Origin of the sequence: Paenibacillus sp. EKM211P (assembly GCF_011066175.1) — a bacterium.
Taxonomy (GTDB): domain Bacteria; phylum Bacillota; class Bacilli; order Paenibacillales; family Paenibacillaceae; genus Paenibacillus; species Paenibacillus polymyxa.
In genome coordinates this window covers 1-24,169 of sequence record NZ_JAAMNS010000011.1, presented here as the reverse complement: position 1 = coordinate 24,169, position 24,169 = coordinate 1, and the positions used below count along the sequence as shown (strand labels likewise).

At 47.3% G+C, this 24,169-nt stretch carries 20 protein-coding genes and 2 tRNA genes; 10 read left to right on the top strand and 12 right to left on the bottom strand.

The annotated features are described in order from the left end of the window. The first annotated feature begins 81 nt into the window (after positions 1 to 81). From G9G57_RS15840 to G9G57_RS15830, 3 genes are all read left to right on the top strand, one after another. Entirely contained in the window at positions 82 to 2,415 is a 2,334-nt protein-coding gene (locus G9G57_RS15840; RefSeq protein WP_102998296.1) for a ribonucleoside-diphosphate reductase subunit alpha, read from the top strand. Positions 2,416 to 2,435: 20 nt separating this feature from the next. Further along, positions 2,436 to 3,467 (top strand): ribonucleotide-diphosphate reductase subunit beta, encoded by a 1,032-nt coding sequence (locus G9G57_RS15835; protein ID WP_164965202.1) that lies wholly within the window; start codon positions 2,436 to 2,438, stop codon positions 3,465 to 3,467. 170 nt (positions 3,468 to 3,637) lie between these two features. Beyond that, positions 3,638 to 5,392, top strand: a complete 1,755-nt coding sequence (locus G9G57_RS15830) for a methyl-accepting chemotaxis protein (RefSeq protein ID WP_017428084.1) — start codon at positions 3,638 to 3,640, stop codon at positions 5,390 to 5,392. Positions 5,393 to 5,618: 226 nt separating this feature from the next. Here the strand turns inward: G9G57_RS15830 and G9G57_RS15825 are convergent, their stop codons facing one another. Further along, positions 5,619 to 6,455, bottom strand: a complete 837-nt coding sequence (locus G9G57_RS15825; RefSeq protein ID WP_151255722.1) for an HAD hydrolase-like protein — start codon at positions 6,453 to 6,455, stop codon at positions 5,619 to 5,621. Positions 6,456 to 6,625: 170 nt separating this feature from the next. Here G9G57_RS15825 and G9G57_RS15820 point away from each other — a divergent pair, with 170 nt between their 5' ends. Then, on the top strand, positions 6,626 to 7,120 hold the full coding sequence (locus G9G57_RS15820; RefSeq protein WP_019685967.1) for a hypothetical protein: 495 nt from the start codon (positions 6,626 to 6,628) through the stop codon (positions 7,118 to 7,120). Here G9G57_RS15820 and G9G57_RS15815 read toward each other — a convergent pair. The 3 genes from G9G57_RS15815 to G9G57_RS15805 form a co-directional block, all read right to left on the bottom strand. Then, positions 7,104 to 8,750 (bottom strand): NAD(P)H-hydrate dehydratase, encoded by a 1,647-nt coding sequence (locus tag G9G57_RS15815; RefSeq protein ID WP_164965201.1) that lies wholly within the window; start codon positions 8,748 to 8,750, stop codon positions 7,104 to 7,106. The genes G9G57_RS15820 and G9G57_RS15815 overlap by 17 nt on opposite strands. 34 nt (positions 8,751 to 8,784) lie before the next feature. Then, entirely contained in the window at positions 8,785 to 9,417 is a 633-nt protein-coding gene (locus G9G57_RS15810; RefSeq protein WP_016819444.1) for an NAD(P)-dependent oxidoreductase, read from the bottom strand. Positions 9,418 to 9,502: 85 nt separating this feature from the next. Then, positions 9,503 to 9,976, bottom strand: coding sequence for a GNAT family N-acetyltransferase (locus G9G57_RS15805; RefSeq protein ID WP_019685965.1), 474 nt, complete (start codon positions 9,974 to 9,976; stop codon positions 9,503 to 9,505). 143 nt (positions 9,977 to 10,119) lie between these two features. On the opposite strand from G9G57_RS15805, the gene G9G57_RS15800 reads away from it, so the two are divergent. Both G9G57_RS15800 and G9G57_RS15795 read left to right on the top strand, forming a co-directional pair. After that, entirely contained in the window at positions 10,120 to 11,088 is a 969-nt protein-coding gene (locus G9G57_RS15800; protein WP_164965200.1) for a hypothetical protein, read from the top strand. A 274-nt stretch (positions 11,089 to 11,362) separates the two neighbouring features. Further along, the gene (locus tag G9G57_RS15795) at positions 11,363 to 12,319 is read left to right on the top strand and encodes an ArsR/SmtB family transcription factor (RefSeq protein ID WP_016819441.1); all 957 of its coding nucleotides are present in this window, start codon (positions 11,363 to 11,365) and stop codon (positions 12,317 to 12,319) included. Between the two features lie 126 nt (positions 12,320 to 12,445). On the opposite strand, the gene G9G57_RS15790 is transcribed toward G9G57_RS15795, so the two are convergent. From G9G57_RS15790 to G9G57_RS15775, 4 genes are all read right to left on the bottom strand, one after another. Beyond that, the gene (locus tag G9G57_RS15790) at positions 12,446 to 13,498 is read right to left on the bottom strand and encodes a lactonase family protein (RefSeq protein WP_164965199.1); all 1,053 of its coding nucleotides are present in this window, start codon (positions 13,496 to 13,498) and stop codon (positions 12,446 to 12,448) included. A 222-nt stretch (positions 13,499 to 13,720) separates the two neighbouring features. Next, complete coding sequence (locus G9G57_RS15785; RefSeq protein WP_016819439.1) at positions 13,721 to 14,923, bottom strand: MFS transporter; 1,203 nt, start codon at positions 14,921 to 14,923, stop codon at positions 13,721 to 13,723. 214 nt (positions 14,924 to 15,137) lie between these two features. Continuing rightward, a complete protein-coding gene (locus tag G9G57_RS15780; protein ID WP_019685962.1) occupies positions 15,138 to 15,656 on the bottom strand; it encodes a GyrI-like domain-containing protein in 519 nt (172 codons plus the stop codon). A 47-nt stretch (positions 15,657 to 15,703) separates the two neighbouring features. Then, entirely contained in the window at positions 15,704 to 16,465 is a 762-nt protein-coding gene (locus tag G9G57_RS15775; RefSeq protein WP_019685961.1) for an AAA family ATPase, read from the bottom strand. A gap of 211 nt (positions 16,466 to 16,676) precedes the next feature. On the opposite strand from G9G57_RS15775, the gene mprF reads away from it, so the two are divergent. Beyond that, on the top strand, positions 16,677 to 19,319 hold the full coding sequence (gene mprF / locus G9G57_RS15770; protein ID WP_164965198.1) for a bifunctional lysylphosphatidylglycerol flippase/synthetase MprF: 2,643 nt from the start codon (positions 16,677 to 16,679) through the stop codon (positions 19,317 to 19,319). A gap of 105 nt (positions 19,320 to 19,424) precedes the next feature. On the opposite strand, the gene G9G57_RS15765 is transcribed toward mprF, so the two are convergent. After that, positions 19,425 to 20,051: a nitroreductase family protein gene (locus G9G57_RS15765; RefSeq protein WP_013369121.1), complete on the bottom strand. Its 627-nt coding sequence runs from the start codon at positions 20,049 to 20,051 to the stop codon at positions 19,425 to 19,427. Between the two features lie 230 nt (positions 20,052 to 20,281). Between G9G57_RS15765 and G9G57_RS15760 the strand changes: the two genes are divergently transcribed. Beyond that, on the top strand, positions 20,282 to 20,758 hold the full coding sequence (locus tag G9G57_RS15760) for a disulfide oxidoreductase (protein WP_016819435.1): 477 nt from the start codon (positions 20,282 to 20,284) through the stop codon (positions 20,756 to 20,758). A gap of 164 nt (positions 20,759 to 20,922) precedes the next feature. Beyond that, a complete protein-coding gene (locus G9G57_RS15755; RefSeq protein WP_102998289.1) occupies positions 20,923 to 21,420 on the top strand; it encodes a CcdC family protein in 498 nt (165 codons plus the stop codon). Between the two features lie 295 nt (positions 21,421 to 21,715). Here the strand turns inward: G9G57_RS15755 and G9G57_RS15750 are convergent, their stop codons facing one another. Beyond that, positions 21,716 to 22,570, bottom strand: coding sequence for a helix-turn-helix domain-containing protein (locus tag G9G57_RS15750; RefSeq protein ID WP_164965197.1), 855 nt, complete (start codon positions 22,568 to 22,570; stop codon positions 21,716 to 21,718). Positions 22,571 to 22,682: 112 nt separating this feature from the next. Between G9G57_RS15750 and G9G57_RS15745 the strand changes: the two genes are divergently transcribed. Beyond that, positions 22,683 to 23,855 (top strand): epoxide hydrolase family protein, encoded by a 1,173-nt coding sequence (locus G9G57_RS15745; protein WP_044788289.1) that lies wholly within the window; start codon positions 22,683 to 22,685, stop codon positions 23,853 to 23,855. 158 nt (positions 23,856 to 24,013) lie between these two features. Here G9G57_RS15745 and G9G57_RS15740 read toward each other — a convergent pair. Both G9G57_RS15740 and G9G57_RS15735 read right to left on the bottom strand, forming a co-directional pair. Further along, positions 24,014 to 24,084, bottom strand: a tRNA-Gly gene (locus tag G9G57_RS15740). Positions 24,085 to 24,093: 9 nt separating this feature from the next. After that, positions 24,094 to 24,167, bottom strand: a tRNA-Pro gene (locus G9G57_RS15735). Between the last annotated feature and the right edge of the window lie 2 nt (positions 24,168 to 24,169).

Below are 24,169 nucleotides of genomic sequence, written 5' to 3'. Positions count from 1 at the left end.
CACCAGTTTCTTTTCTCAGATCATTTTCATGCCTATTCCCTAAGTATGAATTCCAAATCAAGAAAGCGAGGAATTAATCCTATGCCACAACTCGTAACCAAACCAAACAATCGCCAGTTGGCTTTTGATGAAATACGTATATCCGTATATGCTGACCGTGTACTCAGCGGGCTGGACAAGCTGGATAAAGATCGACTCATTCGCGGTGTAACTAGTAAGCTCCGCCGGGACGAAGTCACTGGAGATGAGATTAGCAACGCATTTGCAATGGCTGCTCTAGAACTGGTTAGCAAGGAAGAACCAGACTGGAAATTTGCCGCTGCACGCGCTTTGCTCACCTCCTTATACAAAAAGGCAGCTACTCACCGCCGTTACAAATCCTATGCAGACGAGCCTTACGGCGCTTTTTATCCACTGATCACCGATCTAGTGCAAAAAGGAATCTACCGTCAGGAACTGCTTGACTGCTACACCAAGGAGCAGATTGATGAGCTCGGCGATTCCATAATGCCGCAGAATGACCTGCTGTTCGACTATATTGGACTGTTGACGCTGTCTGAGCGCTATTTGGCCAATGATTTTGACGGACGCGTAATGGAGCTTCCACAGGAGCGCTACATGATTATTGCAATGTACCTGATGCATCAAGAGCCAGCCGACAAGCGTATGGAGCTGGTCAAGGAAGCATACTGGGCGATGAGCAACATGTACATGACCGCAGCTACACCAACCATGTCCAATGCCGGAAAAAAGGTGGCCGGACAGCTCTCCAGCTGCTTTATCGACACCGTAGACGACTCATTGGAAGGTATTTTCGATTCCAATACCGATGTAGCCCGTCTTAGTAAAATGGGTGGCGGTATCGGCGTATACCTCGGTAAAGTGCGTGCGCGCGGCTCCGATATCCGCGGACATAAAAATACAAGCTCTGGCGTTATCCCTTGGATTCGCCAATTGAACAATACAGCTGTTAGCGTAGACCAGCTGGGTACACGCAAAGGGGCAATTGCCGTTTATCTGGACGTATTCCACAAGGATATTCTGGCGTTCCTGGACCTGAAGCTGAATAACGGTGATGAGCGGATGCGTGCACATGACGTATTCCACGGCGTATGTCTGCCCGATCTGTTCATGGAGCGGGTCGAAGCACGGGGCGAATGGAATCTGTTCTGTCCGCATGAAGTGAAGAAGGTGATGGGCTGGAAGGATGACAAGGGTCGTCCACTGGGACTGGAGGATTTCTATGATGAATCCTTTGGTTCAGGCTCCTTCCGTGAGAAGTATGAGGAGGCGTCACAGCATCCGATCCTCTCTCGTATTACAGTGCCTGCCATTGACATCATGAAGCGTCTGATGAAATCACAGCTGGAAACAGGTACACCGTACATGTTCTACCGCGATACGGTAAACCGTGCTAATCCGAACCGCGCTCATGGGATGGTGTATTCCTCCAACCTGTGTACGGAGATTATGCAAAATCAATCTGCAACAGTAGTAGAAAAAGAAGAATTGGTCACCAAGGACGGACAAACACGCATTGTTATCTCCAAAATTCCTGGCGACTTTGTGGTGTGCAACCTGAACTCCATCCATCTGGCTCGTGCCGTTCCGGCAGGTGTGTTGGATCGTCTCGTACCGATTCAGGTACGTATGCTGGATAATGTTATTGATATCAACAACATTGAGGTGCTGCAAGCACAATACACGAACAGCCAATATCGTGCAGTTGGCCTGGGTACATTTGGGCTGCATCATCTACTCGCACTTGAGGGCATCCGCTGGGAGTCCGATGAAGCGGTAACCTATAATGATCATTTGTATGAAAAAATTAACTACCTGGCCGTAAAATCCAGCATGGAGCTGGCGAAAGAAAAAGGCCGTTATGCCAAATTCGAGGGTTCTGACTGGTCGACCGGGCATTATTTCACTTCCCGTGGCTATACAGACGGTACACGTGAAGGCAAATTCGTCACTACGTCCGAGTGGAGCGAGCTTGCGGAAGAAGTCCAACAAAACGGTGTCCGTAACGCATGGCTGTTCGCCATTGCGCCTAATGGTTCTACGTCCATTATCGCAGGCTCTACCGCTAGTATTGATCCACTGTATGAGTTGCTTTCCTATGAAGAGAAAACAACCTACAAGATCGCTAACCCTGCACCAGATTTGAATGAAAAAACCATCTGGTACTACAAAACAGCTTTCTTGCTGGATCAACACGCTTCGATCAACATGGCTTCTGCACGTCAGCGTCATATTGACCAAGGTCAAAGCTTTAATCTGTATGTACGCCCAGATATTAAAGCTACCGAATTTTTAGCGCTGCATATTCATGCCTGGAAATCAGGTATGAAGTCGACCTATTATGTACGCAGCCGCGCACTGACGATTGAAGAATGCGAAAGCTGCGCATCCTAAACTAAAGGAGAGAGGCTCTCATGCAGTTACAAAAGATTTTTAACACGGAAGCGCCTAACCGCTCTACCCGTATTATTGAAGGCGAAAACTCCGGTATCCTGAACTGGAACGATATTCGGATGCCGCATATGTACAAACTATATAAGGTGCTGCTGCTAAACCACTGGATTCCGGATGAAATTCCGATGTCCAAGGATGCGTCCCAGTTCCCTATGCTGGATGCCGAAGAACAGCGCACATTCAAAATTAATATCGGCCTGCTGGCTGTGCTGGATTCCATGCAAACCATGTTTGTCGGAGATGTAAAACGATATTTTACCGATTCCTCGCTGGAAGCTATTTCGGCCATTATCGGACAACAGGAAGTCGTGCATAACCAGTCCTACTCTTACGTGCTGTCTTCCCTGGTATCGGAGCAGGAGCAGAAGGAAATTTTTGAATACTGGAAAAATGATCCTGTCCTGTTGGAGCGTAACACATTTATCTCAGACATTTATCAAGAGTTCCGCGATGAGCAGAACCCGCAAACCTTTTTCCAAGCCATGGTAGCGGATTTAATTCTGGAAGGCATATTCTTTTACAGTACATTTGCTTTCTTTTACAATTTGGCCCGTGACCAAAAAATGATGGCCACCAGCCAGATGATCTCGTATATTCAGCGCGACGAAAATCAGCATTGCTACTTCTTTGCTGAAGTGTTCAAGCAGCTATTGTCCGATTTCCCTGAGCTGAATACCAAGGAAAATACGGACTATGTCTATCGTATGATCAATCGCGCCGTGGAACTGGAAACGAATTGGGCACATTACACGCTCAAAGAGGTTCGCGGCATTGACTTGAACGAGCTGAGCGATTATATCAAATACATGGCAAACATGCGCCTAAGACTTCTGGGTATGGACAAAGCATACGAAGGTGTAGATGTAAACTGTATGCCTTGGATCAAGCCATTTTCCGATGAAGCGCTGAATGCAACAAAAACAGACTTTTTTGAAGCAAAATCACGCAATTATGGCAAGGTCGGAGATGACAACGGATTTGACGATTTGTAAATCATAAACTACAAGCCTTAACTCGGTTATTGCTGAGCTAAGGCTTTTTTCTATGGGATGAAACTTGCGTAAATATGCAAAAAATTCATGAAACATATGAATTACTATTCATATTTTCCTAGTTAAACACGATATATAGGAAGGTGAAATAATATAGTAAGGAGCATATTATGAAAAGCAAAGTCAAAAAAAGAATGGGATTACAATCCAAACTCTACTTCATCTTGCTCATTCCTTTAGTTGTGATTGGCGTCATGATTCTGTGGACGACCAAACTATCTATTCAGAATGCTTCTCTATCAACCATGCAGCTAAACAATGAAGCGTTGGCGGTGAATACGGCCAAGCTACTGGACAAATCAGCCGTCAAAAGCTTAAACACGAATCCATCCGAGCAGAGCAGTGAGTATAAAAAACTTCGGAACGAGTTAAATACGCTCAGGCTGCAAAGCGGAGTCCTGTATATGTATATGTACAATCGTGTTGGCGATGAGTGGAAGCTTACAGTGGACGGAGCTGCTTGGGACGACAAAGACTACAGTCCTTTCGGAAGTCCTGTAAGTTTTACCCGTAAAGAAACGGCAAATAGATTGAAACAAGGGGAGACGGTAACTACAGATATCACAACGGACCCTGATTGGGGAACGATGTTTTCTTCCTTTACACCCATTAAGGATACAGATGGAACCATCATAGGCTATCTGGGAATCGACAGATCTCTAGCCTCTGTAACTGAAGTATACGAGAAAACCTTGCCTGAGGCCTATCGGCTAGTTATCCCTGTGGTCTCCATCATTCTGATCATTTCCATTGCGGCAATGATGCTGGTAACACGTCGAATACTACGTCAAGTGCGGTTTATTAAAGATACACTGGAGCAAGTAGCTGATGGCAATCTTACGGCTACATCGCAGCAAGTTACGTATGATCAGCTAGGTGAAATCAGCGACTTGACGAACCGGATGGTAGAAGCCATGTCCAATATGATTGTGGACATTCAAAGCAGTTCGAGTACACTTCAGCAAGCATCCGAGAATATCGTCGTGACATCAGAAGGAACCCTTCACCAAACCGAGGAACTGTCCCGCACACTCCAGCAAATTGCCGATGTATCTACAAACCAAGCAGATCAAACGATAGAGTCGGTTCAGCAATCTGACCGCTTAGGACAAACGCTGGATGAAGTCGGAAGCCATGTGCACCAATTTACGGATACGGCGCGCCATCTCAATGAAGTCCGTAATCAGGTAGCCAGTGAACATGAACTGCTATTGGAGAAGGGACGAGAAAGCGCTCTGCGAATCAAGCAAATGCAGCGTATGTCACACGCGCTAACTGAAAAGTCCCGCGAAGCAGCTAACATTGGACAGCAGGTACAGGGCATCGTAAAGCAGACGCAGATTTTATCCTTTAATGCCTCGATTGAAGCTTCGCGTGCAGGGGAAGCTGGTAAAGGTTTTTCTGTCGTAGCTCATGAAATGGGACAACTTGCCCAACAATCTGCCATATCTATTCGTGAAATTGACGAAATCTTAAGTAGTTTTGTCGAGCAAATTGAGCAAATGGGCGATCAATTTGATGAAAATATAAACACTGTCAATGAACAAGAAAAACAAATTGCATTATGTCTACAGTCTGTTGATAAAGTCACCCAGGTATCAGAGGAAGTTGAGGAACTGGCTGCACATCTGGCCCAATTGACCACAGAAATGCAGGAGGTACGTCACAGCGTAGATCAACATCTGAAGCACACAGCCAGCGCGGCGCAGCAAACTGCCGGAATGACAGAAGATGTATCCGCAAGCGCACAGAAGCAGGCCCTAGCGGTAAAAGAACTATCCGAAGTAGCCCGTAATCTGACCACACTCTCCAACAATCTACAGCGTCATGCTGATCAGTTCCGGGTGAAGAATTCCGACCAGTAATGATTTCGGTGAACTGTGACCCGTAAGATGGACACTTAATTGAAAGTGTCCATCTTACGGGTCATTTTACAGACGAAAAGGAGTACACTCAAAAGGAGCATTCGCTAACTTAGCGAATGCTCCTTTTGAGGTTAGAAAGCCGAGCTGAGTACACCTTTATCCAGGTAGATGCATACATATATAACCAAGAAGGTCTGTTAAAGTATTTAAGAGTTATCCGTTATTCTCATGATGGGGGAATTGCAGCTTTTTTCATCGGTTTCATATAAGAAGGATAGCCTCCCGTATGCTGGAGCATTTCAATTTCACGCAAAATACGCGGCAAGTCAGCGACCGAGTTCATCACGATGTGGGCCCCTGCCCTTTTCAAACCATATATACTTTGTCTGCGTCGTTCCTCGGCTACCCTATCGTCCACTTCACAGCTTGTAGTGTGGTTCGCGGCCAAAGCACTCTCGTTATGGTTCAACACACCAATCGTCCAAACGCCGGCATTCCGTCCTTCTTGCATATCGGCTGCTGTGTCTCCTACCTTCACAATATCGCTAAGCGGGAATACCTGCAGGCGATGTGCAATTTCATAGATCATCCACGGATAAGGTCTCCCCTGCGAAACTTCACATGGGGCTACCATACAATCCAGCGTATAGGGTGACTGTGCAGGCGTGAATACATGACTCAGCATTTCCATCGGGCAGGATGCAGTAGCGCCTGACTGAATGCGGCGATCTTGAAGCTCCTGCAACGCCCTATCTATACCGACAGCAGTCTCAGCCCCTTGGATCAAAGAGCGAAGAACAGGGACAAGCTCAAGATAAATATGCTCAATATCCACTCTGCCAGGATGCGCACCAAAGCACTCCAACCATTTTCTACGAACCTCTGAAAGTCCGAGCACATTCGCAATATGATCCCGGATGGGCAGTCCTCGTCCATGAGATACCTGCTCTTCAGTTACCTGTATACCCTTCCATCTGAAGATGTCGCACATTCCCTGGATTAAGCCCCGACCTCCGGGGTCTAACAATGTACTTTCCAGATTAAAAATAACCGCCTGTATCATGCAATCCCCGCCTTTCCGTACCGCGGCTATCCGCAATCTTTATTTTGCTTAGGAACATGATACACAGCTAACGTAAACTCAAATGTCGTAAACGGTAAGCGGATTGTAATTGAGAATAAATTCCTTGAATGGTTTTGATTTACCGATTGAAATGAGGAGGGAGTCGCAAGATGAGACAGCCTTGGAATGAATTTAATTCTAAAATGCCTTGGCGGATGGAGCTTGGTTGTTATGCGCTGAATAAGCTTGCCTGTGGAGGATTGGTTTTTGGTCTGTTATGGGTCTACTGCTATCTGACAGAGGAAATAACGGGATTACCTGTGAGTATAGCAGGCAATAGCGGTGAACTGACCGCGCAGTTATGGGCCTATGGCTTTGCCCTTCCGGCGGCTCTTGCCGCTGATGCACTACGTGATCTTTTACCCTGGCTTCGCAAGCCTGAGCAGTTCACGCTATATCTTGCCGTAGGGTTCAGTGTCTTTCTTCTGCTAGGATCTTTGATGTCGCCTGCTGGAACGGGCATCTCGTGGAGCAACGGCATGGCAGGTGCAGGGATTACACTGCTCTATTATGGCGGAAGGCACTGGCTGAACCGTGAATATGGGGTACAGATCATGCTGGCCTTCCTCCTGCCACTGCTGCTATGGATTATAGGGCTTCAATGATGTCGCCAGCTACCACTGAGGCGGGATGCTGGCGATGGCGCGCGGCCGTTTCTCCAGCCGCACCATGCAGATACACGCCAAAGGCTGCTGCCTGTGAAGCGTTCAAGCCTTGGGCCAACAACCCTGCGATGATGCCTGTCAGCACATCGCCCGCACCGCCTGTCGCCATCCCGGCGTGGCCTGTGGTATTGACGTAGGTCGCTCCGTCGGGACACGCAATGACCGTGCGTGCTCCCTTGAGCACCAGCGTGACTCCGCGTGTCCGGGCGTACTCCCGGGCATGGGTGATACGGTCACGCTGCACCTCCGCTGTCGATATTCCCAGCAGACGTGCCATTTCACCGGGATGCGGCGTTAACACGATTGCCGCATCTCTCGACTTCCAAGCATCCAGCTCAGGCCCCGCCGAGGCGAGGATGTTCAAGGCGTCCGCGTCAAGCACGAGCGGACCGCTGTATTCCTCCCATAGGCGGCGCAGCCAGCCAGTGTCCCCTGCGAAGCGGCCGAGGCCGGGCCCGACGGCCAGCACATCGCGCGCCTGCGCGAGCTGTAGCAGCTCATCTGCGGAGTCGGCGTTCCATTCGCCGTCGCTGCCTGTTGCTGCGGCAGCGAGCATCAGCTCTGGTGCGGCGCCAAAGACGCGCGGAAGCAGCGCCTCGGGCACCGCCCACGTCACAAGGCCGCTGCCGATGCGCAAGGCGGCACGTGCGGCCAGCAGGCCCGCACCGCTCATGCGCAGGCTTCCGGCTGCGACCAGAACGTGGCCGTAGGTGCCCTTGTGCCCGTCCGGCACACGGCTGCGGCTGACGTCCACGTCCAGCGCGTCACGCAGCGTATCGCTGGTCAGGAGCCGCAGCTGCACGCCACGCTCACGGGCAAGGCCGGGCGGGATACCGATGTAGCGTACCACCACATCCCCAGCGTTTCCGGCGCCCGGATATTGGGCGAGCCCACACTTCAAGTAGGCAAGGCATACGGTGACACGCGCATGAATGCACGGCTCGTGCAGCGCACCTGTGTCGGCGTCGAGTCCGCTAGGCACGTCTACCGACACGATCGGCGCGCCGCTGGCATTAGCCTCGCGAATCAGCGAGGCGTAAGGTTCGCGCGGTGGACCTTGCGTGCCTGTGCCCAGCAGGGCATCGACGATGCCAGAGGCACCGCGCAGGTCGAGGTTATCCCGACCATAGAGGATAACCGGGATACCCAGCGCCGCGATGATATCGCGCTGGGCAGCCGCTTCACCGCGTAGCTTTGCAGGCGGTTCGGCATACACAACGGTGACGCGCAGACCTGCATCGGTCAGATGGCGGGCTGCCACCAGTCCGTCACCGCCGTTGTTGCCTTTACCTACGAGGATATACCAGTGTGCTCGTTCACGTACGGCATATAGCCCATCGCTCGATGAATCCGTCCGTATAACACCGCCATGTCCTGGTACATCCCCCGGTCCTGTGTGTGTGACCACATTTATGCCATCGCTTGTTTCACGTCTCTCAGCACAAAGCTTCAGTACCTCGTCAGCTACTGCTCGCCCGGCATTTTCCATCAAGGTCAGGGCCGGGATTCCCAGCTTGTTAATCGTGTACCGATCCAGTTGCCGCATTTGTTCGGCGGTCACCATATACATGCTTTTTCGCCTCCCATATAGCCATCCCTGTTGATTAATATCCGACTGTAAAGCGGGAATTGACAAATTCCCCTTCTACTAACTCATCAATCAGGGCTACCGCATAATCCTCGACGGAGATGCGACTATGACCTAATTCATCAACCACCAAATGATCCAAGCCAATACGGAACTGTCCTGTACGTTTACCTGGTTCAATAATTCCGGCAGGACTGCAATAGGTCCAGTCTACATCCGCAGCACGGTACAGCTCCAGGGCATCAGCGTGCGCAGCCGCCAGCGGCTTCACTTCCTCCGGAAACTCAGCGGTATCCATGAGACGCTCACCGGATTCTGTTTTTAGACTGCCCGCTCCGCCAACGACAAGTATGCGCTCCGCGCCGGAACGCCGTGTTCCTTCCAGTAAAGAACGAGTTGCTTCGAGCAGTTCCTCCTCAGCTCCAAACTTGGGACCATAGGCGCTAATGATAGCATCGTGCCCTTTGGCTACCTCTGTAACGGAATTCGGGTTTAGAATATCCGCCTGAACCACCGTCAAATATTCACTTTGCTCCGTCACTCGTTGCGGATCGCGCACTGCCGCCGTCACCTCATACTTACGCTTGATCGCTTCCTTTACTAACGCTTTGCCAATTGTTCCTGTCGCTCCAAAAATAATTACTTTCATATTAAGTTGCCTTCTTCCTATCTATAATTTTCTTACTGTTAATTATCCGTTTTATAACCAGCTCAAACTCGTACAGGATTTCAGCTTACAGTCCCCCCGGCTGGCGCCAGTACATCCCTTCTGACCCCGGACTGACCAGTTGGAAGCCGAACTGCGCATATAACCGGTCGGCTGGCTTATCCGCAATCAGCGTTGCAAAGCTGCCCGCCGGAACCTCCCGTCTCAAATACTCCATAATCTCTTCCATAAGCTTACGCCCATAGCCCTTCCCCTGATGGGAAGGCTTGACTGCAATATCCGTAACCAGAAAAAACACACCGCCATCACCGCTCACCCGGCCCATCCCGATCAATTCCTGTCCAAGACGTAGCGTTACAGCAAATAGGCTGTTCGGCAGGCCCTTAGCTGCCGCTTCTTCCGTAATTTGCGATAAACCAGCCTCCTTGCGTAAAGCCCGATATTCCTCGACGGCTGGAATGGCGTAATCTACGCGAAGCAGCTCGTACGGTTGATTCGATGTCTCATGATGTTCTGTTGCAAATTCAATTTTTTTATTCATGCCGAATCTTCCTTCCTGCTGTAATCTTGTCTATTTTACCAAAAAATACTTCATAGTTCTTGGTTTAGAGATATACAAGCCCTTGAAATGCCTGTGTGGTCTGTGCAATAGTGTAGAAAGAACAATGGAAGGAGGGATTGCGGGTGTCCCCGACGGACTTCGCGGCATTAGCCGCATATATCTCACCCGGTCTGATCGCCTTCCTGCTGGCGTTATCCTTATTGGTATGGCTGTATGTTCACAGTGCAGCCCAGCTTCGCAATTCGCGTCAGCAGCGGCTCGAAGAATTACAGGAATCACTGCGTATCTATGGCCGGTTAGCTGGTTATCTCCAAACGGCTACCCAGAACGCGATCAACAACAGTGAAAAGCAGCAGCACCAGAATGGACTAATCCATGCTCTTCAGGAGGCTAAGGCCGCCCCCTATTTGACCCCTCACCTTCAAGAGCAGGTTCAAGCATCCCTTCGGGAATGTGATCCATTCCGCCGGGAATTGCTTCTCAAATCACTGGAGCGTGAAATGAACAAACTGATCGAGGAACGACGACTTGTTCTACTGGAATCCCATGCTCCAGGCTGGGGAACAGCATTATGGAAACTATTGCGCCCAGCGGCCGGTCCGCTGGCGCTGGCGGGAATGGTCTGGTTAATCTCAAGATTGGTTATAGAACTGATAACCTACAGTCATGTCGATGTTAGTCTACCCGACACCACACATTCTGCCTCATGGCTTATAGGGTATGCATGGATAAGGTTCGTTTCTGGCTTAATCGCCTTGCTGTATGTCTATCGGCTGATGACCCTGCGTAGACAAAATGATCTGGACGTGACGGCATCCCATTTCCCAACAAGTCTGTTGTGCATGGTCATCGCCGTTGTCGCCCTGTTTCAGTGGCTCGGGCCAGAAGCATCTCCCTACATACTGACTGTACAGCTTGTGCTGTTCTTGATTGGCTTCCGACTTACCCGAGGCCGCTCGCGAAGTGATCGTCCTTATGTGGGTCATCCCGGCTTGATGAAGTCCGATGGTTCGCAGCACCAGGAATTACACACAACTGACAAAGATACAACCGCTGATTCTTCTGTGGCTGATGAACATATGCGGTCCTAAACACCAGGTGCGCCTGAAATAGATCCCGTATACATCCCGCAAATCACATACCATCACAGGACATCCCAACACACACAGAAAGAGTTCATGGGGTGTCCTGTTTTTTGAACAATTTTTGGCTTTTTGCCGGGTTAGGCTTGTGCCAGCGATCAAGGAAAGGGTATATTGTTTATATAAATGTAAATCATATCGTTTTATATGTATGAATATTGAAAAAAATCCATATATGTTAAACTACCATCAATTTATGATGTGCGTTAGAATTGGAGGAATTATGCAACTGGACATTTCTGAAAAATCACTTCCCGTTTATGAAGCGCTGGCCAGTGAGGTTCGGCTGAATATGATTGTTCTGCTTGCGGAGAAACCGATGAATATACGTGAGCTAGCGGAAGCGCTGGGACTCAGTAGTGCGATTATGACAATGCATGTCAAGAAACTGGAAAGGGCATCCATTATTTCGACTAAAATGCTGCCCGGACGAGGCGGGGTTCAGAAAGTATGCTCATTGGCTACGGACAAAATTGAAATCGCCATGCCACGCTATCAGCAGGATGTACGGCAATTTCATCAGACGGAGATTTCCGTCGGACACTTTACAGATTTTGAGATTCAGTCCACCTGCGGTCTAGCCACCGTCGAAAAGATTATCGGAGAATTTGATGAGCCTCGTTCATTCTTGGACCCTGAGCGCTTCAATTCCAAAATTCTGTGGTTTAGCCAAGGGTATATGGATTATAAAGTGCCGAATTTCCTATTGTCCAGTCAAAAAGCTGAGGAACTGGAAATTTCAATGGAATTATCATCAGAAGCCCCATTTACCAATGATAATTGGCCTTCAGACATCACGTTTTTCCTAAATGATGTGAATTTGGGCACTTGGACCAGTCCAGGGGATTTTGGGGATAATCGTGGTAAATATACACCTTCATGGTGGCCTGATTTTATCAATCAGTATGGCCTACTTAAGAGACTTCGCGTTACGTCTGAAGGCACGTTTATGGATGGCAAGCAGATATCCGATGTGACTCTAAGCGACGTGCTGATTGACCAGAAGCAATGGAAATTCCGTATCGCTATTTTGGATGATGCCCAGCATATTGGAGGGGTAACCCTGTTCGGTACCGGATTCGGTAACTATAACCAGGATATCCTGTTCCGTTTGTACTACAAACCTGCGGAAAACCATACCAAAACAGCAACGGTAGAAGCTGGCGAGAGCAGCAAGTAATCATTAGACTCCTTCAAAACCTGAACACGGCGTTTTGCCCATGCCTTTCTTGGGAGACAAAGCGCCGTGTTTTACTTTATCCTCTTTTACTGGTCCTTCGACCCTTTTTTGCCATGCGCTGTGTAATTAACGTACAGGTTCAATACATACCGGTGAAGGAACCTCCAATACATATCCCGTTCGGGTCAGCCGTCCATCATCCTCATGGATCGCAAAGGATACAATGTTGTTTCCCTCCTGATTCGCCACTAGCAAATAACCAGACAAGATGTTGAAGTTACGCGGCGTACTGCCGAAACTCTCGACCCATTCAATCGTCTTCAGCTTCCCGCTGTCTAGATCGACATGGTAGAGTACGATGCTGTCATGTCCTCTATTGGATACATACAGAAAACGTCCACAGGGTGTAATCCGAATATCCGCTGCTGTATTTTCTACATCGATAATGCCTTCTGGCAGTGTGGACAGACTTTGCAGCAAGGTAAGCTTACCATTACGTTCGTTATAACCAAACACAGCGACGGTATTATTCAATTCATTGGCAACAAAGGCATATCGACCCGAGGGGTGAAAAACCAGATGACGTGGGCCGGAACCAGGTGGCAAATCTGTCTCACGGTGGGTTACCAATTTCCCATCCTCTGTCAAACGATAACCTATAATCTGATCCAGCCCCAGATCACATACCATAGCATACTGTCCTGAAGGATCAGGAATAATCGAGTGTGGATGTGGCGCATCCTGGCGGTCCTGGCGAATCCCTGACCCCGTATGCTGAACCTGCCCCGACATGTCTCCCAACCCTCCAGCTTCTGTTGCAGGGAATACAAAGGCATTGCCCCCAGAATAGTTAGAAGCCAGCACATAGCGTCCATCTGTTGTTACGGATACATAGCAAGTATGTGCTCCCTCCGTTCCTTTTCGATCCAAAGGATGTAATTCCCCCGTCTGGGTGTTCACCTGATATGTGTACAGTTCGCCTTGGTCTGTTTCACTGGCAGCATACAACTTCGCCCCATTCGGATCCAGTGCCAGAAAAGAAGGTCTCTCGATTCCTTCCACACCTCCAACCATACGCAAATCACCATTGTCCGTATGCAAAGAGCCTATATAAATTCCTCTTTCCTCACGAGACGCATAAGTTCCTATAAAAAATAACTGCTCATTCCGCTCTTCCATCCGATCTCAGCTCCTTTTAGCGTATTACTCACAAGTTATCCGACTTTTAAGTTCTACTTTTTATCTGGTTATAAACTTATCATGCATTATTACCCAAGATTCTGCCGTTTCATTAACAAGTGGCTATGTATGCAAAAAAATAGCCTCTTCCGCTGAAATCTGTGGTTCATAAGAACGTCACAGTTCACACCAAAAGAGACTATGTTTACAGAGAAAATAACGTTAAACCGCTGTGGATTGCGTATCTCTACTTTTCCATTTTACAGCCAGCCCCAAACTAAGCATGAGAATGACCGCCCCAAAAATGTACGGCAAATTGATATGCACCTCAAACAATGTACCCGCAAGCGCAGGTCCCAGAATATTACCAATACTCATATAAGCATTGTTCATCCCGGCTGCAACTCCCTGCTCATCTCCTGCCATTTTGGATAAGGCCGTATTAATGGCTGGTCGCAGCAACGATGTAGCGGTAAAGAAGATAAGTGATACTCCGAGTACATAATAAAAGTTCCCTGAGAGCAGCATAAGCACAAGGGAAATCGCGGAAAACAGAAAAGAACCGATAATCACACCTTTTTCACCAAAACGGTTCAACATCGGACTAATGACCGCAGCTTGAATCACGGTCCCGACCAATGCACCTACCGTAATAATGATAGCAATATCACGTTCATTGTAATGAAACTTGCCTGTTACAAAGAACGGAAACATCGTTTCAAAATGCGTCAGGCCAAAAGTTAACGTGAATATCATAATCAGCAACATAAAGTACGGCTTGCGGAAAGACAGCGCAAATTGTTTAATCACATTGTCTCTTTTCACCTTAACATTTCGAAACTTCAACTGCTTCTCCAACGACAGGGTTTCGGGCAGTAAAATCAATGAAATCAGTGCCGCTAAACCGGATACCGCCGCCGAAACGTACAAGGGTGTACGAAGTGAGATATCTGCCAGCAGACCGCCTACACCAGGACCGATCACAAAACCAAGCGACATAGCGGCCCCCAACAGCCCCATTCCTCTGCCTCGGTTATGGACGGTTGTGATGTCGGCAATATAAGCCATCATTGGAGGAATCATAAATGCCGCTCCTGCGCCTCCGAGCAAACGGGAAATATACAGCATCGTCAACGAGTTGCCAATCGCAAACAATACAGAAGATACCGTCATGATGACCAAACCGATAATAATCATTTTTTTACGTCCGTATTTATCGGACCATTCCCCAGCTAACGGCGAAAACATAAACTGGGTCAAGCCAAACACGGCAACCAGATAGCCTCCCGTTTCACCACTGCCTCCCAAGGAACCCATGAACTTGGGGAGGATCGGAATAATGAGTCCAATCCCCAGCATGGCAATAAACATATTAATCATCAAAATGACGAGCGGCCCCATTTTCAACTGTTGTGAATCCGACATGTTGCGTTTTGTCCTCCTCAGGTTCTTTATTTCGTATACGAATTTCTTATTTTGCAACCATTTCCGCAAAACTCTTCATTATATTAATAGAGCGGGAGACAAATAACAATCATAAAATACTTCCGATAACCCTGAATGTTACCTTTGACAAGGTAGCAAAAAGGAACAACCACTAAATCATGAGGTTGTCCCTCTTATAACGTTTCACCATCCTTTATTTTTGTACAATAGCGATCGCAATATCATAATCAAATTTCTGAATTTCTGCGGATGGAATATCAAAAGGGTTCACCGGCTTCAGCCGATTCGACTCGATCCAATATACCCCCTCTGTCGTATTACGCTCATAGCCATTACGATCCAACCAAGCAAATAGGTCATCATAGATCGTATTTAATCGTTCCCGATCTCCCTGAAAACGGGTCACTGCATACTCTCCTTCAGGCACCTCGATGCGTTCAAGACTATCCGGTACTTCATTCCACGAGGACACTTTAACGCCCACCTTGACCGCAGTACTTCCGTTCTCCTCAACAACTGTCCATTGGGGAGTTAACACATAGCCCATATCCGCGTCCAGACGACCTGAGTGGTTCTCTGGGACGTTCTGTTGCACTTGTTGCCACTGTCTGCGTACCTCATCACCCAATTCGGCAAAAGGGGCTTGCGCAGTCAGCGCTGCTACCTTGAAAGCCGATATCCGCTGAATAACTACATCGAGATTTGAACTCATACGGTTTCCTCCTCATCAAAGTGGATACTACCAAACTTACTATATCCTTATGGTGAATCTTCGAATAGCTCCTGCAATAACCTTTCCTTGTTATTCAGAAATTGTTTGGTGATGATATAATGATCGGTTTCCTCCAGCGTCCGTGTGTCGATCCCTTCATGTGTCAGATGATACAGGACCGAATCTGGATAAGACATCAAGATGGGGGAATGGGTAGAAATGATAAACTGTGATCCCTGTTGCACGAGCTCATGAATCCGGGCAAGCATGGCCATCTGACGCAAAGGCGATAGCGCTGCCTCTGGCTCATCCAAAATATACAATCCTTGTCCTCCAAACCGATGCACAAATGCAGCAAAAAAAGACTCGCCATGCGACTGCTCATGCAGCGACTTCCCCCCGTACGAATCCCGAATGGGTCGCCCTCCTCCTTCTCGATCCAGCTCGTCAATATGAGTCGCCACATTATAGTAGCTCTCCGCCCGGAAAAAGAAGCCATCCCTCGGTTTTTCAACCCCTCTCACCAACCGAATATGCTCATGCAGCGAGGAATGCGTGGCTTGTGTAGAAAAGTTGAAATTTTTAGTGCCACCCTCTGGATTAAAACCCCACGCGACCGCGATTGCCTCCATAAGCGTTGATTTACCTACACCGTTTTCTCCAACAATATAGGTAACGGAAGGATGGAATTTGAGTTCATTCCACTGTTGAAGAGCCTTTAAGTTAAAAGGGTATTGGCTCCTGTCAGCATCTGGAGGCCACAATAGCTCCAATCGACGTATAAAAAGATTGCGATCCCATATACTCATGTTCAGTCAGCTCCATTGCCAAGCAATTTACTAGGTATTCCATCATTATATTGGAATTATTTACAGCAATCAATCTGAACTCCCATTTCGTAACCCTTCTGTTGTTATTCAAGCTATTATTACAGGTATAATATAACGAAGCCTTTTATTTGGGCAGGAAGTTTTTGCGCATTATCAGTCTCAATCTTATCCTTTTCAAGCAGGTGAATCTATGAATTCAAATCACAAACCGTTCCAATCCTTTAAAATCGTACAGTATATGATGACCATCTACAGGCAGCGATTGACGCGTATTTTGCTACCGCTGGCTGTACTGGCTTTTATTATATGGGAGGCTGGACGAGAGCTAAAAGACTTTAATCTGGCACGGATGCTTCATGAGCTACGGCGAATGGATGCCACGTTTCTCATCGAAATTGGCTTGTTCTCACTGGTAGCCGTGGCTGCTATGAGTGCTTACGATTATGTAATCAGGCATCATTTCAAGCTTCAGGTCAAGCCTGGAACGACATTTCGGTACGCCTGGATCTCCAATACCTTCAATAATGTCTTCGGCTTTGCAGGCTTTACGGGAGCTGGACTGCGCACTGTGCTGTATAAAAAGAGCGGTGTGCCATTGGGTGTCATTACCTCGGCAGTCGTATTTCTTTCGCCTGTCGTCATTACCGGACTATCTTTGCTAGCTTGGGGTGCTATTGTCCATCTGTATCCGGTGCAGCCTGTGCTGGATGCTCACCCATGGCTTCATTGGGCGCTATGGGGAATGGCACTTTACCTGCCTCTATTTCTGATCATGCAGCGCTCCAAAAGGTATGCCACATGGTTCAACAAGGGAGAAGGACAGCTCTCCTGGTTCACCATCTCTGCCTCCATTGGCGCCTCTCTGCTGGAATGGCTGCTGGCTGGTCTTACCTTTGCATGGATCGGCTCGCACTTGCTCCATGAGCTGCCGCTCCATGCTGTGTTCGGTATCTATGTGATAGCCGCAATTGCAGGGTTAATCAGTCTTGCACCCGGAGGCGTCGGCGCATTCGATATTATTGCCTTGCTTGGGCTGCAAATGGCAGGAGCCAACTCGGACCGGGCGCTGGCTGTGCTGCTGGTCTTTCGCGTCTTTTATTTCATCATTCCGTGGCTCATCGGCCTGGTATTAGCCGCGCTGGAAATGATCCCGCGTAACGAGCGCCTGAGCCAGCTCGCTGAGACAGGCTGGGATTACTCCCTGAATGCCTGGCAGAAGGTATGGGGCTGGCCTGGTCAATTTCGGTTTTTAGCCGATCTGGGGGTGTGGGCGCTTGGCAAGCTGGTACTCATCTCTGGCGTAGTGCTTCTGTTGTCGGCCGCTACGCCTGGTCTACTGTATCGGCTCCGTTTTGCTGAACATTTGCTCACTCTACCCGTTATGCGCTTATCGCATGAAATCTCGGTCATCATCGGAATTATGCTTGTCGTTTTGTCCCACGGAATTTCTCTGCGTATTCGCAGAGCATTGCGGCTAACATTGATACTGCTGCTGACAGGAGCCATTTTCACCTTCACGAAAGGTCTGGATTTTGAAGAAGCCTTATTTTTGCTGTTCGTAGCGTTAATGCTGTGGATTTCGCGTTCACGATTTTATCGGGTCAGTGCGCCGCTGAATCGGCACAACATTTTAATATGGGGCGGATTATCTCTACTCGTAACTGGTGCTTATTTTATAATCGGGGCAGGCTCCAATACTCCATTTATGCGTCATTTGCATGCCAAGGTCCACCTGGACTTTTTTATGAACCGCAGCGATTACGGAGTTACAGCCGTATTTAGTTTGATTTTGGCATGGGTATTCTTGACGGTGTATTTCTTTCTTCGTCCTCAACGTAGCATCAGCAATCTACCCGACGCACTGGAGCTGGTTAAGCTAAAAGAATTTTTGGAACGACAGGGTGGTAATCTCGTTTCTCATATGCTTTTTCTCGGCGATAAATATCTGTATTGGACCAAGGACGAACAGGTAGTTCTCCCCTATGCTCGCAGTCGGGACAAACTGATTGTATTAGGTGACCCCCTCGGTCCAAAGGAACGTGTGAGTGAAGCCATTCAGGAATTCCAACGGTTTGCGGATCGCTATGCTTTGACGGCTGTATTTTATCAAGCATCACCGGAATATTTGTCCATCTATCACGAGAACGGCTATCGCTTTTTTAAATTGGGCGAGGAAGCGCTCGTGCCGCTGGAGTCCTTTACACTAACGGGCAAAAGCAATCAGGCGCTGCGAAGCGCCAAAAATCGCTTTGACCGCGAAGGCTATTCATTCGAAATGATCCAGCCTCCTCTAGAGGCGTCATTGATTGAGGAGATGCGTCATATTTCGGATATTTGGCTGGACGGGCGCAAGGAGAAGGGATATTCACTCGGCTGGTTCAAAGAACCTTACCTTCAGTTGGCTCCAATTGCATTGCTGAAAGACTCTGAAGGGAAGGTTATTGCTTTTGCCACGATGGCCCCTGCCTATGATCATGGGCAGACGGTCTCTATCGATCTGATGCGTCACCTGCCTGACACACCCAATGGAACGATGGATTACTTATTCACACGGGTCATCGAGTGGGCCAAGGAGAGTGGATATACGACATTTAATCTGGGCATGGCACCGCTGTCCCAGGTAGGACAAAGCGAAAAGGCACTGCGCGAGGAAAAGCTGGCTCGACTCGTTTTTCAATACGGGGGACATTTTTACGGCTTCCAGGGGCTCCGACGCTTCAAGGATAAGTTCAAGCCGCAGTGGGAGCCGCGCTATCTAGCCTATCCAGCTTCTGTTTTTCTACCGATCCTGACGCTGGAACTGGTGTATCTCGTGTCCAAACGCTCAGACTAAACGAGGTACGAAATAAAAGGATTTTGACAGTTCAAAACGACGTAAAAAAAGGGTGTTCCTCGCCACAATGGTTGCAGGAACACCCTTTTATATTCACTATTCGTCTTAGAAGCTGCCTTTTACAACAACGTCAGACAGTGGGAAACGTCCTGATGGACGTGCTGGTACTTGTGCTTTACCTACACTAATAAGCATGGTTGGCAGGTAACGTGCCGGAATATTGAATTGCTCGATCAATTGTGCTGGAATAAATCCGCCCATTGCGCAAGTATCGTAGCCCAAAGATTTAGCAGCCAGCATAATGTTTTGTGCTGCAAGAGCAGAGTTCAGAATCGCTGCATCGCGAGCTACCTGCGGGTTTTGGTACGCGCCATTGATTTGTCCTACCAATGCGTCACGGATTTCCGCTGGCAATGCGCCTGCTTCTACCGCTTGATCATAAATGACAGCATTACGGTTCGCTTCCAGATCACCCAGTACGGCAATCGTAACAGAGCTCTCTGCTACTTGACCTTGGTTGTAGGCGATAGGCAACAATTTTTGTTTGTCTGCTTCGCTTTCGATAACGAGGAATTTCCAATGTTGAAGGTTCCATGCGGAAGGAGCTTCTACCGCGGCAGTCAAGATTGCTTCCAGATCTTCCTCTGGCATTTTAAAATCCTTTACATAGCTTTTTACCGCGTGTCTTTCACTAATAACAGATAAGGTTTCATTTTTCCGGCTGCTCGACATTCTGGGCACACTCCTAATTTCTTAATATATATCTTGAATCTTCATTAACTTCCCAAACTACTGCAATTATAAAAATGATAGTGAATGATGTCAATATGTTTAAGTATGACCCCGCACTCAAAATACAGTACAATACGGATAAAGACATGCATATCGGCAAATGCCTGCCGATGGGACAAGACACGATGAGTTCATACTGTTCTCATTTGAATTTAAAAAGGAGCGTTACTATGATCGGATCGTTTAAAAAAACGGATATTGCTTTATTTGCCGCCTGGGTAGTAGCTTGTGTGGCGACATTGGGCAGCCTGTATCTCAGCGAGATCTTGGGATATGAACCTTGTAAACTGTGCTGGTTTCAGCGTATTCTGATGTATCCCCTGACCCTTCTACTCGGAATCGCATATTTTCGAGGTGACACAAAAATACGGATTTACGTTATGCCGTTAGCTATCATTGGAGGTGCGATTTCGGCCTATCATTTTATCATTCAGCGTATCCATGCAGCCGCCAAAGCAGCCACGCAAACTTCGACGGCTTGCGGTAGAGTATCCTGTGAACAGGATTATCTGAACTGGCTGGATTTCATCACCATTCCTTTGCTCGCACTCATTGCTTTTATCCTTATTATTGTAGCGATGGGTTATATCATACGTCAGGAGAAAAAATCAGCTACGGGAGAGGTACAAGCAACAGAACTCGCATAAGATGAAAGAGACCCGATTATAGGGCCGGTGACCACCAAGAGGCGTATAATCCGCTTGCCGGAGGAAAGACTGTAACTAAATATATCCATTGCATATGTGCTATAATGTAAAAGGTTTGCAGTCTGTCCAATAACGCTTATATTCCTTATAGAGGGGGCCAGTCCATGTTTCATATCAGCACCCCATTGCTGCAATATGGCGCAACTTTCGGTATGATCTTAATCGCTATATCGGCTATTTTCATCCGTATGAAGACAGGTCATCGCCCGATTAATGCCAAAAAAATCATCATTCCTCCGCTCGGCATGAGCACCGGTTTTATGATGTTCGTGGTACCGGAAGTACGGGTTCCCTGGCTTTGGGCGCTGGGCGCTTTTCTGGTCGGCTGGTTTATTTTTTCCTACCCGTTGATCCGCAGCACTAAATTTGAGTTGCAAGAAGGGCTGGTTTTCGTGCAACGCTCGCGCACCTTCTTTTTTATCCTGATCAGCCTACTGATCGTCCGATTGCTGCTGCATGAATTTATTCAGCATTACATTACCATTCCGCAAACAGCAGGGCTATTTTTCATCCTAGCCTTCGGGACGTTGTTACACTGGCGGCTTCGTATGTATTTTCAATATCGTCAGTTCGCTCCAGACGAGACGGAAGTCCGCATCTGACCAACAGATATTTAACGTGCATATTGCTGTGTAGAGCCAAAAGACCCGTTCTCCCATATTGGAGACCGTGTCTTTTGGGTCTTTTTAGTCTATCTAGAGGCTCGTAGTCCTCTCAGCGAACCTGCTTATGTGCTCAATAATCTCGGTTTTAAAGTGACTGATTATGAGCAGCATGCCAATAGCTTGTGAATACAGGAGGTCAGATGTCTGCTCTGGCCTTGACTCCTGCATTCTACACTGCTACTAACTTGTCATATGCTCAAATCCCGACTTTATATTGATCCGGCTTTATCTTCTATTGAGCAGTGGCGAACTTACGAGAGCTGTTCCTGTACTTCGAAGGCGAAATCCCCTTTTTAGCTTTAAATTTCTTGATAAAGTAAGTATCATACTCAAATCCAGTAGCGCGTGCTATATCATTAAGCTTCATATCTGTATGTGTTAAAAGATCACATGCAACCTTCAAACGATGCGAAAGTAAATAACCTATTGCTGTATTTCCGCATCTTTCCTGAAACAGCTTATTAAGAGTTACACGGTTCAAATGAGCACAATTCGTCAAATCCTCCAAAGAAATCTTTCTCGTGTAATGAGTGTGTATATATTCTAAAGCTAAATCAACGGGTGACCGTTCACTATTCTGATTTAAATCCTCAAGCAACCCCAAAATTTGTATAAGGTACTTTTTTATTCTGCATACCCAACGTGAATCGCTTTGTGCCTGCACTTCCATACCAAGTACAAAAAACCATTCAAATAAAAGCGGATATGCTTTTTCAGTTACACGGGGTACACCTGCATATAGATGGTCACGTTGAAAAAGTGAAAGACCTGTTTGTATTCTTGGAGCAGTTGGGAAGTAACCTTGCGTTTCGGAATGCGTTAATGTGTTAAGAAATTCGAGGTGAAAACTAAAGGATTGCGCAGCTACATTATGTTTCTCAACAACTTGCATATCATCATCTTCAGCCAAGCAGAGAACACCTGGTGCAACAATAGATATCGGATGTTCGTTTAATACCCCACTCATAGTTCCAGACGTAATTAAAATCAGAGTAAGACGCCCTGGGTAAGGAAGAGTACTAAAGTCCTCCACTGCGACAAATTCAATGTTTACAGAACGTTTTTTGTGTCGGTCAATTTGTGGCATAGTAGTCACCTATCAAATAGTATAGTTAGATGCTTCATTTATGGCATTGTACTACAGAAGTTCTAGGGATATCATTGCGGTGTAACATAACAAAAGAAGGGAGAGAATCATAATGGCTGTTGAACGTTTTTATATTCACATCGCTGATGAAATCCTTGATGATCTAACATACAGACTACATCACATCCGCTGGCCAGATCAATTAAAAGACTCTGGTTGGGATCGAGGAACTGAATTTAATTATTTGAAGTCTCTCGTTTCGTATTGGCGTGACCAGTATGATTGGCGTACCCAAGAGGCTCAGTTGAACCGCCTTTCCCAGTTTTGCTGCAATATCGACGGGATTGATGTACACTTTGTACATGAACGTGGTAAAGGATCTAACCCACTGTCCATTATTCTTACTCATGGATGGCCAGACAGTTACCTTCGTTACCAAAGAATCATCCCCCTACTTACTGATCCAGTCAGCCATGGCGGTGATCCTGAGGATTCTTTTGATGTTATAGTCCCTTCAATACCGGGTTTTGGGTTCTCTAGTCGCCCTGATCGTCCTGGCATCAACAATTATCGTGTTTCCGAAATGTGGGCTAAATTAATGACAGAAGAATTAGGATACAAAAAATTTGCTGCTGCGGGCGGAGATATTGGCTCAGGCGTTACAAGATATCTGGCATCAAACCATCCTGATCTTTTATATGGAATCCACCTAACTGATATTGGTATTATAAAAGATCTCCTTACATCACATGAACAGGTAACACTTTCAGAAGAAGAGATGCATTACAAGAAAAATGCTTTAGAATGGATTTCTCATGAAGGTGGTTACATGTCACTTCAATCGACACGTCCCCAGACTCTTGCTTATGGACTTTCTGACTCACCCGCGGGCTTAGCTGGCTGGATTGTTGAAAAGTTTCGTGCTTGGAGTGATAGTAATGGTGACCTCCGGCAAAGATTTAGCGAGAATGAACTGATTACACATATCATGATTTATTGGCTTACTAATACAATTGGGTCTTCAACACGTATGTATTATGAAAATTCACATTCTTTGCCGCCATTGGGCTACATAAAAGTACCAACCGGAATTGCATTATTCCCAGCAGATATATTGTTACCGCCTAAAGAATGGGCAGTGCGCAACCTAAATGTAACTCGCTGGACTTCAATGGATCGCGGCGGACATTTTACTGCCATGGAAGAGCCTGAGCTCTTAGCTCAAGACATTCGTGCCTTCTACAAACCTTTTAGAGCGAAAATGGAAGACAAAAATAAATATTAGCCAAGGTCAACCAGTGCAACAGCCCTCATCGTACCGAAACACTCGTTTTGATTCAAATGACAAATTACCCGTTTTACAGGAACTCTAACGGGTAACAATAGTTTAATAAATACAAAAAGAAGAGATGGCATAAGCCATCTCTTCTTTCATCTATATAAAGCGGGTGATGGGAATCGAACCCACGCTACCAGCTTGGAAGGCTGGAGTTCTACCATTGAACTACACCCGCAAATTAGTATCGGGATGACACGATTTGAACATGCGACCCCCTGGTCCCAAACCAGGTGCTCTACCAAGCTGAGCTACATCCCGAT

Bases quoted from the DNA above. Each gene is read 5' to 3' on its own strand.
- G9G57_RS15840 (WP_102998296.1), top strand. From the start codon at position 82: ATGCCACAACTCGTAACCAAACCAAACAATCGCCAGTTGGCTTTTGAT.
- G9G57_RS15835 (WP_164965202.1), top strand. From the start codon at position 2,436: ATGCAGTTACAAAAGATTTTTAACACGGAAGCGCCTAACCGCTCTACC.
- G9G57_RS15830 (WP_017428084.1), top strand. From the start codon at position 3,638: ATGAAAAGCAAAGTCAAAAAAAGAATGGGATTACAATCCAAACTCTAC.
- G9G57_RS15825 (WP_151255722.1), bottom strand. From the start codon at position 6,455: ATGATACAGGCGGTTATTTTTAATCTGGAAAGTACATTGTTAGACCCC.
- G9G57_RS15820 (WP_019685967.1), top strand. From the start codon at position 6,626: ATGAGACAGCCTTGGAATGAATTTAATTCTAAAATGCCTTGGCGGATG.
- G9G57_RS15815 (WP_164965201.1), bottom strand. From the start codon at position 8,750: ATGTATATGGTGACCGCCGAACAAATGCGGCAACTGGATCGGTACACG.
- G9G57_RS15810 (WP_016819444.1), bottom strand. From the start codon at position 9,417: ATGAAAGTAATTATTTTTGGAGCGACAGGAACAATTGGCAAAGCGTTA.
- G9G57_RS15805 (WP_019685965.1), bottom strand. From the start codon at position 9,976: ATGAATAAAAAAATTGAATTTGCAACAGAACATCATGAGACATCGAAT.
- G9G57_RS15795 (WP_016819441.1), top strand. From the start codon at position 11,363: ATGCAACTGGACATTTCTGAAAAATCACTTCCCGTTTATGAAGCGCTG.
- G9G57_RS15790 (WP_164965199.1), bottom strand. From the start codon at position 13,498: ATGGAAGAGCGGAATGAGCAGTTATTTTTTATAGGAACTTATGCGTCT.
- G9G57_RS15785 (WP_016819439.1), bottom strand. From the start codon at position 14,923: ATGTCGGATTCACAACAGTTGAAAATGGGGCCGCTCGTCATTTTGATG.
- G9G57_RS15780 (WP_019685962.1), bottom strand. From the start codon at position 15,656: ATGAGTTCAAATCTCGATGTAGTTATTCAGCGGATATCGGCTTTCAAG.
- G9G57_RS15775 (WP_019685961.1), bottom strand. From the start codon at position 16,465: ATGAGTATATGGGATCGCAATCTTTTTATACGTCGATTGGAGCTATTG.
- mprF (WP_164965198.1), top strand. From the start codon at position 16,677: ATGAATTCAAATCACAAACCGTTCCAATCCTTTAAAATCGTACAGTAT.
- G9G57_RS15765 (WP_013369121.1), bottom strand. From the start codon at position 20,051: ATGTCGAGCAGCCGGAAAAATGAAACCTTATCTGTTATTAGTGAAAGA.
- G9G57_RS15760 (WP_016819435.1), top strand. From the start codon at position 20,282: ATGATCGGATCGTTTAAAAAAACGGATATTGCTTTATTTGCCGCCTGG.
- G9G57_RS15755 (WP_102998289.1), top strand. From the start codon at position 20,923: ATGTTTCATATCAGCACCCCATTGCTGCAATATGGCGCAACTTTCGGT.
- G9G57_RS15750 (WP_164965197.1), bottom strand. From the start codon at position 22,570: ATGCCACAAATTGACCGACACAAAAAACGTTCTGTAAACATTGAATTT.
- G9G57_RS15745 (WP_044788289.1), top strand. From the start codon at position 22,683: ATGGCTGTTGAACGTTTTTATATTCACATCGCTGATGAAATCCTTGAT.